We start from the raw sequence: 7947 nt of genomic DNA, 5'->3' as shown, positions 1-7947 counted from the left end.
TCACCCTGGCCTGCGGTATCGACAACCGACTCGCCGAAAAAGGCTGGCGCACCCGCAAGAACGCCCGAGGCGACACCGAATGGATACCGCCAGCGCACCTCGATCGCGGACAGCCCCGCACCAACCCCTACCATCACCCCGAACGATTCCTCAGCGACCGCGACGACGACGACCCCGTTTGACACGCTGAGGGTGCGCACTGTCGTCCGTCGACCTCGCAATCGCTGATGCCCAAACTCACTCCGGGTCGTAGCATCGCTGTATGAGAAGGACTTTCGTCGTGACATTCGCCGTCGGGTTGCTGGTCGCGCTGTTCGGTCTGATCTGGGCGCTGCAGGGATTCGGTGTGCTTGGGGGTAGCCCGATGAGCAACACCACGACCTGGTCCATCATCGGTCCGATCACCGCGCTGATCGGCATCGTCATCGCGGTGTTCAGTTGGCGGAAACTGTCGGCTAGACCACGGTGAAGGCCACCGTGTGCCAGCCGGTGGCGCCGTCCGGGACGGGATCAACCTGATCCGCGGTTTGGACCGCTCCGGTGTTGTCGGTGGCGCGCACGGTGATGGTGTGTTTCCCAGGGCTTTTCGCCTGCCAGGGAAAGCTCCACAGCCGCCACGTCGCGTCGGAATAGCTCGCGCCCTGTTGCGCGGGCTGCCATGCGCCGTCGTCGATGCGTACCTCCACGGCTCGCACGCCGCGATTCTGGGCCCACGCGACGCCGCCGAATATCACGGGTCCCGCAGGCACCCGCTGACCATTTTTCGGCACATCGACCCGCGACTCGGTCTTGATCGGGGCCTGCGCCGCCCAGCCCTGCCGCGTCCAGTACGCCTTGGCACGGTCAAAGCGGGTCAGCTCCATCTCGACGACCCACTTGGTGGCCGACACGTACCCGTAGAGACCGGGTACCACCAGCCGCGCCGGGTAGCCATGCTCGATCGGCAGCGGCTGACCATTGAGGCCGACCGCCAGGAGCGCGTCGCGGCTATCGGTGAGCGCCGCGACCGGCGTGCCGGCGGTGAACCCGTCGATCGAGGTCGAGAGAACCATGTCGGCGTCGGCGTGCACACCGGTCGCGGCCAGCAGATCGGCCAACCGGTATCCGGTCCAGATGCCTGTCGAAATCAGTTTGCCCCCAACGGGATTCGACACACAGGTCAGTGTCGTCACCGTCTCGACGACGTCGAAGCGGGCGAGGTCGACGAAGCTGTAGGTGATTTCGCGGTCCACCATGCCGTGGATGTGCAGCCGCCAGTCGCCGTGGCTGAGTTGGGGAACGCTCAGCGCGGTGTCCACCCGGTAGAAGTCGGCGCTGGCGGTGACAAAGCTCGGTAGCGCAACGCCGTTCGGTTGCACATCGGCAGGTATTGGCGGCGCCGGTGTTCGCGGTCGGGGAAGCGCGAAGCTGTTGCGGTCGGCGGCCACCGAGTGCAGCACCCGGGTGATGACCGCACCCAGCACGCCACTGACCACTCCGAATCCGAGCAATCCGAACACGACCAAGCTGCGCCGGCCATTATCGGGCTGGTCCGGTTTGTCAGGTCCGGGCCCGAACCGGCGGGCAAGCAACCGCAGGGTCGCCACGCCGCAGGCGGCGCCGGCGACGGTGGGGATCGTGTCCAGTGCTGTCGCACCTTGGCGAGACAGCACCGCGACGCAGCCGAGAACCCCCGCCGCGGCGATCACCGCGCTGCCGAGCGGTCGGCGCTGCGTCTCGAGGGTTCCGGCGATTGCGGCGATCGTGGCGATCACCACGAGCACAGCGACGGCCAGGAAGAGTTTGTCCAGTGCGCCCAGGGTCGCAATCGCCCACTCTTTGACCGGCCCCGGTGTCAGATCGACGACCGCCGAGCCGATCGCGGTTCGCGCATCGGCACGTGCACCGAACGGGATGCCCACCAGCTGGGCCACCCCGAGCGAGACGGCCGCGGCGGCGACCCCGGCGATCATCCGCTCATTGGACGGGGCGACAGCCATCGAATTACTGTACTCGCGTAGCCCTGAGTGACCGTAAACAGCTTGGCGTACAGGCGAACCGGTGACACCGGAATGCTGCCGTCGAGCCGCGGCCCGGTACCGGCGTTGACCAGCGGTGACACCAGAAAAAAACTGGCGTGCCAGCGGCATATCCTTTGAGGGTCCTTCGGGGACCACTGCGAATGCTGCGGCCGGCATAAGCGGAGAGTCGGATGGCGACCATGGCGGCATGCCGAACGTGTGGCACCGAGCCTCTGGTCAATGCGCGTTTTGCCACAATTGCGGCTCACCGGTCAACGACACCGCTGCCCGCGCGGAGTACAAGCAGGTGACGGTGCTGTTCGCCGACGTGGTGGGGTCGATGGACATCGCGGCAGCCGTCGGCGCGGAACGGTTGCGAGTGATCATGGCCGAGCTCGTCGACCGCGCAACCGCGGTCGTGCAGCGCTACGGCGGTACCGTCGACAAGTTCACCGGCGATGGCCTCATGGCGGTGTTCGGCGCGCCGGCGGCGTTGGAGGACCACGCTGTTCGTGCCTGCCTGGCGGCCCTGGGTATCCAGCAGGAAACCGTCCGCTTGGCGTCGGAAGTCGACCACCGCGACGGTGTCGACCTGCGGCTGCGGGTGGGCCTCAATTCCGGTCAAGTTGTCGCCGGTGAGATCGGTTCGGGCGCTTTGGGTTACACCGCCGTGGGGGAGCAGGTGGGGATGGCACAGCGGATGGAAACGGTCGCGCCACCGGGCGGGGTGGTGCTGAGCGAGTCCACGGCCAGACTGGTCGGGGGCGCTGCGGTGCTCGGTGACCGGGAGCTTGCACACATCAAGGGCAGCGATCAGCCAGTGTTTGCCAACAGCTGTTGGGCGTGGCGGACCGGCCTCGCGCGCTCGGGCGGGCCGAGTCGCAGCTGATCGGCCGCCGCCGTGAAATGGCCGCCGTCGAGGGCCTGCTCGGGCGCGCAGTCGACGGCCACGGTGCGGTGGTCGGCGTGGTGGGCTCGGCGGGCATCGGCAAGAGCCGTCTGGTGCGCGAGGTCGCCGCGATGGCGGCCGCCCGGGGTGTCGAGGTGTTCACCGCCTTCTGCGAATCGCACACCAGCCCGATTCCGTTCCACGCCGTGGCGCGATTGTTGCGCGCGGAAACGGGCATGACGGCTCTCGACGCGGACGCCGACCGCGCGCGCCTACGCGGCCGCTATGCCGACGCCGATTCCGAAGACCTTGTGCTACTTGAAGATCTGCCGGGCTGCACCGGCGGCTGGCCGCCGCGGTCGAAAAGCGCGAGCCCGGATCGACCGACGAGAACGCGGCGTTGATTGCCGAGCATCTGCAGGCCGCCGGGGACCTGCGCGAAGCCTACGTCTGGCACCTGCGCGCCGGTGAGTGGGCGAGCGTTCGCGACAAGGCCGCGGCGTGTCGGAGCTGGGAGCGGGCGCGCCAGGTTGCCGACGCTTTGCCCGACGATGTCCCGGACCGGGTCACGATGCGAATAGTTCCACGAACTCTGCTGTGCAGCAACGGATTCCGGTCCCGTCTTGAGGTCTCCGGAGCCCGCTTCGAGGAGCTGCGGGAGCTGTGCTCGGCCGTCGGCGACAAGGCGTCGCTGGCCATCGGCATGGCCGGCCTGATCATGGAGCACTTCGTCTTACGGCCGGATCCGCACGGCATCGCGGCTGGCCTCCGAACACATCGCGCTCATCGAAGCGATCGCCGATCCGACACTCACGATCGGGCTGTCGTTGGGGGCGATCGCCACCAAGATCCAAAGTGGCGAGATGGGCTTGGTGCTGCACTGGTCGCAGAACGTCATCGAATTGGCCCAGGGGGACCCGGCTCGGGGAAACGCGATCGTCGGTTCCCCGCTGGCGGTGGCGCTGGCGACACGCGGCACCGCCCGATGGGCGCTGGGCCGTGCCGGCTGGCGAACCGACCTCGAGGAGGCCGTCGCCACGGCCCGCGGAACCGAACCGTGGTCGCACGCCATGGTCATCACGTACAGGTACCTGGGTGCCATACCCAACGGCATCCTGCTGGCCGACGACGCTGCGCTGCGCGAAATCGACGAGGCGCTGCGGATCGCCGAGCGGTCCAGTGACGATCGGGCGCTGGGCCTGGCGAGGTTGACCCACGGTATCGCGCTGGTGCATCGGGACTCCCCAGCAGATCGCGAGCTGGGACTCGAGGTGCTCGGGCAAGTCCGCGAGATGTGCCTGCGCGACCGGTACTACCCGTCGGACCTTCCCGTCGCCGATGTGTGGGCCGCGCGGGAAAGAGCCCGGCGCGGCGACCGCGACGGCGCCCTACCACGACTGCGTGCAGCCGTCGACGAGCTGTTTCAGGCCGGACAGCTAGGGCATTTCGGTACTGCTACCGGCGCTTTGGTGGAGACACTGTTGGCCGGCGCCCCAGCAGGCGACGCAGCCGCCGTATCAGAAGCCGCCGAAGTCATCGACAGGTTGGCCGCCGCGCCGGGCGACAGCGGTTTGCTGTCGCGTGAAATCAATCTGCTGCGGTTGCGTGCGCTGCTGGCGCGGGCGCGGGGTGATCGGGTTCGCTTCCGCGACCTGCGGTATCGCTACCGCGACCTGGCGACATTACTGGGCTTCGAGGGGCATATCGCGTGGGCCGAGGCCCTGACACCAAGTCAGAGATCTCGTGGCCGCAGGTTGTCGGGGGTGGCGCGATCGCCGCATGGACGATGAGGACGATGAGAAAGGTGACGACGAGGTAGCCGTGTTGGCCGATGGCCCGAAGGCGGGCAGCGAGCGGGCGTTGGAATTGTTCGATGACCTCGACGAGTGTCCATTTTTTGTTCGCCGGGCTGCCGCTTGGTGTGGTACGAGCGACCCGATCGTGGAAACGACCTCTGACTCGCTGCTGGTGATGATCTGACCGTCGGCGGTCGTCGGCCCGAAGCGGTACTCGCGGGCCTCGGCGCATGTCAAACGCTGACTACGGTCAGGAGGTGATCGATGCCTTGGAAGTCGTCGATGTTGCGCGTATAGAGGGGCAGCTTGGCCGCGAGGGCGGTGGCTGCGATCAGCAGATCGACGGCCCGTGGGCCCCGAGCCTTGCGGCCGGTCGCGACGATGGCGGCATAGATGCGTCCGTAGGCCCTCGCGGCCTCGCCGTCGAACGGGAGCGGGTCGAGGGTGGCCTCGGCGCGTTGGAGGCGGTCTTGACGTCGCGCCCGCTCTGCCGCATCGTCCGTCGCGTGCGGGCCGGCTGCGAGCTCTGCCATGGTGAGGGCGCTCACGGCGAGTTCGCATGGCAGCTGCCCGGCGTCGATGTGATCCAGGTCGATCACCACCGACGTGTCGAGGAGGCCTTGGGCGGCACGAGCAGCCTCAGCCACGAGGCGCGATCTCCTGGGAAACCATCCCGTCCAGGTCCGCCCGGAGGCGTTCGAACTCCATGCGCGGAGCGCCCTTGAACGCCGCTACCGCCGCCCCGGCGCTGACGAATCGATGGCGACGCAGTGGCGAAAGCTCGCCGACGGGGACGCCATTGCGGGTCACGACGAAGGATTCGCCCTGGTCCAGCTTGCGCATGATCTCTCCGCTGTTGTTGCGGAGCTCGCGCTGGGTGATTTCGGTGGCCACCCAGCCGACTGTAGCACGCGTGCTACGTCATGCACGGTGAACTGGCGACATCACCGGGCTTCGAGGGACCTACCGGGTGGGCCGAGGCCCTGACATGACATTACCGCGATCGGTAGGCCCCAAATCCCAAGTGTCCCAAGCGCTTCGGTTAGCGCGGCACCGGGTGCCGGACGAATGCTCGGGCCTGAGTGAACGCCCGGATCCCCTCGATGCCGAGTTCGCGGCCAATGCCCGACTGGCCGCAGCCGCCGAACGGCAGCCGCGGGTCCTGGGCGGCCAGGCCGTGGCAGTTGACGCTGACCGTGCCCGCCACCAGCTGCGACGCCACCCGGTCCGCGAGCGCATCGTCGCCCGTCCACACCGACGCGGTCAACCCGAATTCGGTTGCGTTCGCCGCGGTTACGGCCTCGTCGAGGTCGTCGTAACCGAAGATCGGCAACACCGGGCCGAACTGCTCCTCGGTGGCCAGCGCCGAGTCGGGCGCCAGATCGGTGACGACGGTCGGCAGTACGAAGTATCCCGCCGCATCGGCATCGGCCTCCCGGATCCGCCCCGCGGTCCGCACCGACGCGCCGCGCGCCTCGGCGTCGCCGACCAGCGCGGTCACCCGGTTGCGCCCCGCCGCGGTGTGCAGCGGGCCCAGGGTCGTCTCCTCGGCGAGGCCGTCGCCGACCACCTCCCGCTCGCAGCGGGCCAGCACCGCCTCGGCCAGCTCACCCGCCCGTTGCGCCGGAGCGTAGAGCCGCTTGATCGCCATACAGACCTGACCGCCGGTGGTGTAGGTCGCCGTCACCAGCCGCTCCACCAGCTCGTCGCTGACCGCCAGGTCGGGGGCGATGATCGCCGCGTCGTTGCCGCCCAGCTCCAGCAACACCGGAGTCAGCCGCGCCGCCGCTGCGGCCATGACGGCGCGGCCGGTGCCCACGCCGCCGGTCAGTGAGATCAGGTCGATGCCGGGGTGGGTGACCAACGCCTGGGCAAGGTCGCTGCCCGGGCCCGCGAGCACGTTCACCACGCCCGGCGGCAGCGCCGCGGCCAGCGCCCCGGCGAGCTGCAGCGCGGCAAGTGGACACGTCGGCGGCACCTTGACGACGGCGGTGTTACCCGCCGTCAGGGCCGACGTCAGTTTCGTCATCGTCAGCGCCAGCGGCCAGTTGAACGGCAGCACCAGCGCGGCCACGCCGAACGGCTCCCGCTGCAGGCGCGGGTAGGCCGACCGCGGGTCGAGCTGCTCCGACGCCAGCGCCGCCTCGGCCATCGACCCGATCAGCGCCGCCAGGCCCGGGCCGGTGCTGATCTCAAAGTTGGCCTCGCTGAGGACTTTTCCGTGTTCACGGGTATAGAGCCGCGCGCCGTCTCGCGCGGCCAACTGCTCGGCGGCCGTTATCGCCGCGGACGCGAGCGCGGCGACCCGCTCGGCGACGCTGAGCGCTCGCCACGCCGGCGCTGCCCGCCGCGCCGCCGACACCGCGGCGTCGAGCTGGGCCCGGTCTGCGGCCGGCGCGTGGCCGACGATCTCGGCCGGCCGGGCCGGATTGTGTACTGGGTAAGTCCCCGCGGCGCCCGGCTGCGGTTCCCCGCCGATCGTCAACACCGGTCCCTCGCCGGCAATCTGGCTGTCCTGCGTGATCACCGTTGATCGCGTCTCGCTCATCTTGGGGCCCTTCTCCTCACCCGACTCCCGAGGCAACCTTGACCCGGTGCGGTTATCTCGCCATCGTAAGTCGCTATGACACGGATCACAGGTGCCGACCCATGAGGGCGGTGGTGCTGCGCGAGGCCGGGCGGCCGACGGCGGTGGAGGAGCTCGCCCTGCGGCGGATCGGCGACCACGAAGTGCTGGTGCGACTTCAGGCCAGCGGCGTGTGCCACACCGACCTGTCGGTGTGCGACGGCTCCATGCCGGCGCTGCTGCCCTGCACGCTGGGTCATGAGGGAGCCGGGATCGTCACCGAGGTGGGCGGCGCGGTCGCCACCGTCAGTCCCGGCGACCATGTGGTGCTGACGTGGAACGTGCCCTGCCGGCGCTGCCCGCACTGTCTGCGCGGCGAAACCCAACTCTGCCCACACGGCCTCAAGCACGCCTTCGGCGGCCCGTATGCCGAGAGTCCGACCGGCCCGGTGTGGCCGGAGATGGGCGCCGCGACGCTGGCCGAAGAGACCCTGCTGCCGGCCGCCGCCGTCGTGCGGGTCGACCGGTCACTGCCCCTGGACCACGCCGCGCTGCTCGGTTGTGGGGTCACCACCGGGGTGGGCGCGGTGCTGCGCACCGCGGCGGTCCGCCCCGGGGACAGTGTGCTGGTCATCGGGTGCGGCGGGGTGGGGCTGGCCGCGATCCAGGGAGCCCGGCTGGCCGGGCTCCCTGGAT

10 protein-coding genes and 1 pseudogene are annotated in these 7947 nt (G+C 69.3%); 7 read left to right on the top strand and 4 right to left on the bottom strand.

Going from position 1 to position 7947, the window contains the following annotated elements:
* Together EET03_RS16075 and EET03_RS16070 are read left to right on the top strand one after the other, a co-directional pair.
* Positions 1 to 182: pseudogene (locus tag EET03_RS16075) on the top strand (hypothetical protein); the annotation flags it as partial.
* 80 nt (positions 183 to 262) lie between these two features.
* On the top strand, positions 263 to 469 hold the full coding sequence (locus EET03_RS16070) for a hypothetical protein (RefSeq protein ID WP_063470247.1): 207 nt from the start codon (positions 263 to 265) through the stop codon (positions 467 to 469).
* Here EET03_RS16070 and EET03_RS16065 read toward each other — a convergent pair.
* Positions 456 to 1979, bottom strand: coding sequence for a molybdopterin-dependent oxidoreductase (locus EET03_RS16065; protein WP_075544744.1), 1524 nt, complete (start codon positions 1977 to 1979; stop codon positions 456 to 458). The genes EET03_RS16070 and EET03_RS16065 overlap by 14 nt on opposite strands.
* 229 nt (positions 1980 to 2208) lie before the next feature.
* Between EET03_RS16065 and EET03_RS32715 the strand changes: the two genes are divergently transcribed.
* From EET03_RS32715 to EET03_RS16055, 4 genes are all read left to right on the top strand, one after another.
* Positions 2209 to 2889 carry an adenylate/guanylate cyclase domain-containing protein gene (locus EET03_RS32715; RefSeq protein WP_075544745.1) on the top strand — a complete coding sequence of 227 codons (681 nt, stop codon included), beginning with the start codon at positions 2209 to 2211 and terminating at the stop codon, positions 2887 to 2889.
* On the top strand, positions 2844 to 3293 hold the full coding sequence (locus EET03_RS32710) for an AAA family ATPase (RefSeq protein ID WP_075544746.1): 450 nt from the start codon (positions 2844 to 2846) through the stop codon (positions 3291 to 3293). The genes EET03_RS32715 and EET03_RS32710 overlap by 46 nt, the downstream gene beginning before the upstream one ends.
* A 459-nt stretch (positions 3294 to 3752) precedes the next feature.
* The gene (locus tag EET03_RS32705) at positions 3753 to 4679 is read left to right on the top strand and encodes a hypothetical protein (RefSeq protein WP_321182654.1); all 927 of its coding nucleotides are present in this window, start codon (positions 3753 to 3755) and stop codon (positions 4677 to 4679) included.
* Positions 4669 to 4869: a hypothetical protein gene (locus tag EET03_RS16055; RefSeq protein WP_075544748.1), complete on the top strand. Its 201-nt coding sequence runs from the start codon at positions 4669 to 4671 to the stop codon at positions 4867 to 4869. Before EET03_RS32705 ends, EET03_RS16055 begins: the two co-directional genes overlap by 11 nt.
* A 49-nt stretch (positions 4870 to 4918) precedes the next feature.
* Here the strand turns inward: EET03_RS16055 and EET03_RS16050 are convergent, their stop codons facing one another.
* The 3 genes from EET03_RS16050 to EET03_RS16040 form a co-directional block, all read right to left on the bottom strand.
* The gene (locus tag EET03_RS16050; RefSeq protein WP_075544749.1) at positions 4919 to 5332 is read right to left on the bottom strand and encodes a type II toxin-antitoxin system VapC family toxin; all 414 of its coding nucleotides are present in this window, start codon (positions 5330 to 5332) and stop codon (positions 4919 to 4921) included.
* Positions 5325 to 5579: a type II toxin-antitoxin system Phd/YefM family antitoxin gene (locus EET03_RS16045; RefSeq protein ID WP_122508792.1), complete on the bottom strand. Its 255-nt coding sequence runs from the start codon at positions 5577 to 5579 to the stop codon at positions 5325 to 5327. Before EET03_RS16045 ends, EET03_RS16050 begins: the two co-directional genes overlap by 8 nt.
* Before the next feature lie 148 nt (positions 5580 to 5727).
* Positions 5728 to 7233 carry an aldehyde dehydrogenase family protein gene (locus EET03_RS16040; protein ID WP_099193584.1) on the bottom strand — a complete coding sequence of 502 codons (1506 nt, stop codon included), beginning with the start codon at positions 7231 to 7233 and terminating at the stop codon, positions 5728 to 5730.
* A gap of 101 nt (positions 7234 to 7334) precedes the next feature.
* On the opposite strand from EET03_RS16040, the gene EET03_RS16035 reads away from it, so the two are divergent.
* Positions 7335 to 7947, top strand: a 613-nt coding sequence (locus EET03_RS16035) for an alcohol dehydrogenase catalytic domain-containing protein (protein ID WP_167470647.1), incomplete at its 3' end; no start/stop codon positions are given.

It is taken from the genome of Mycobacterium innocens (genome assembly GCF_900566055.1).
GTDB lineage: Bacteria > Actinomycetota > Actinomycetes > Mycobacteriales > Mycobacteriaceae > Mycobacterium > Mycobacterium innocens.
The sequence above is the reverse complement of the archived record's forward strand: the minus strand, read 5'-3'. Positions and strand labels throughout refer to the sequence as shown.

Coding starts and splice junctions, on each gene's coding strand:
- EET03_RS16070 (WP_063470247.1), top strand. CDS start 263: ATGAGAAGGACTTTCGTCGTGACATTCGCCGTCGGGTTGCTGGTCGCG.
- EET03_RS16065 (WP_075544744.1), bottom strand. CDS start 1,979: ATGGCTGTCGCCCCGTCCAATGAGCGGATGATCGCCGGGGTCGCCGCC.
- EET03_RS32715 (WP_075544745.1), top strand. CDS start 2,209: ATGCCGAACGTGTGGCACCGAGCCTCTGGTCAATGCGCGTTTTGCCAC.
- EET03_RS32705 (WP_321182654.1), top strand. CDS start 3,753: ATGGGCTTGGTGCTGCACTGGTCGCAGAACGTCATCGAATTGGCCCAG.
- EET03_RS16055 (WP_075544748.1), top strand. CDS start 4,669: ATGGACGATGAGGACGATGAGAAAGGTGACGACGAGGTAGCCGTGTTG.
- EET03_RS16040 (WP_099193584.1), bottom strand. CDS start 7,233: ATGAGCGAGACGCGATCAACGGTGATCACGCAGGACAGCCAGATTGCC.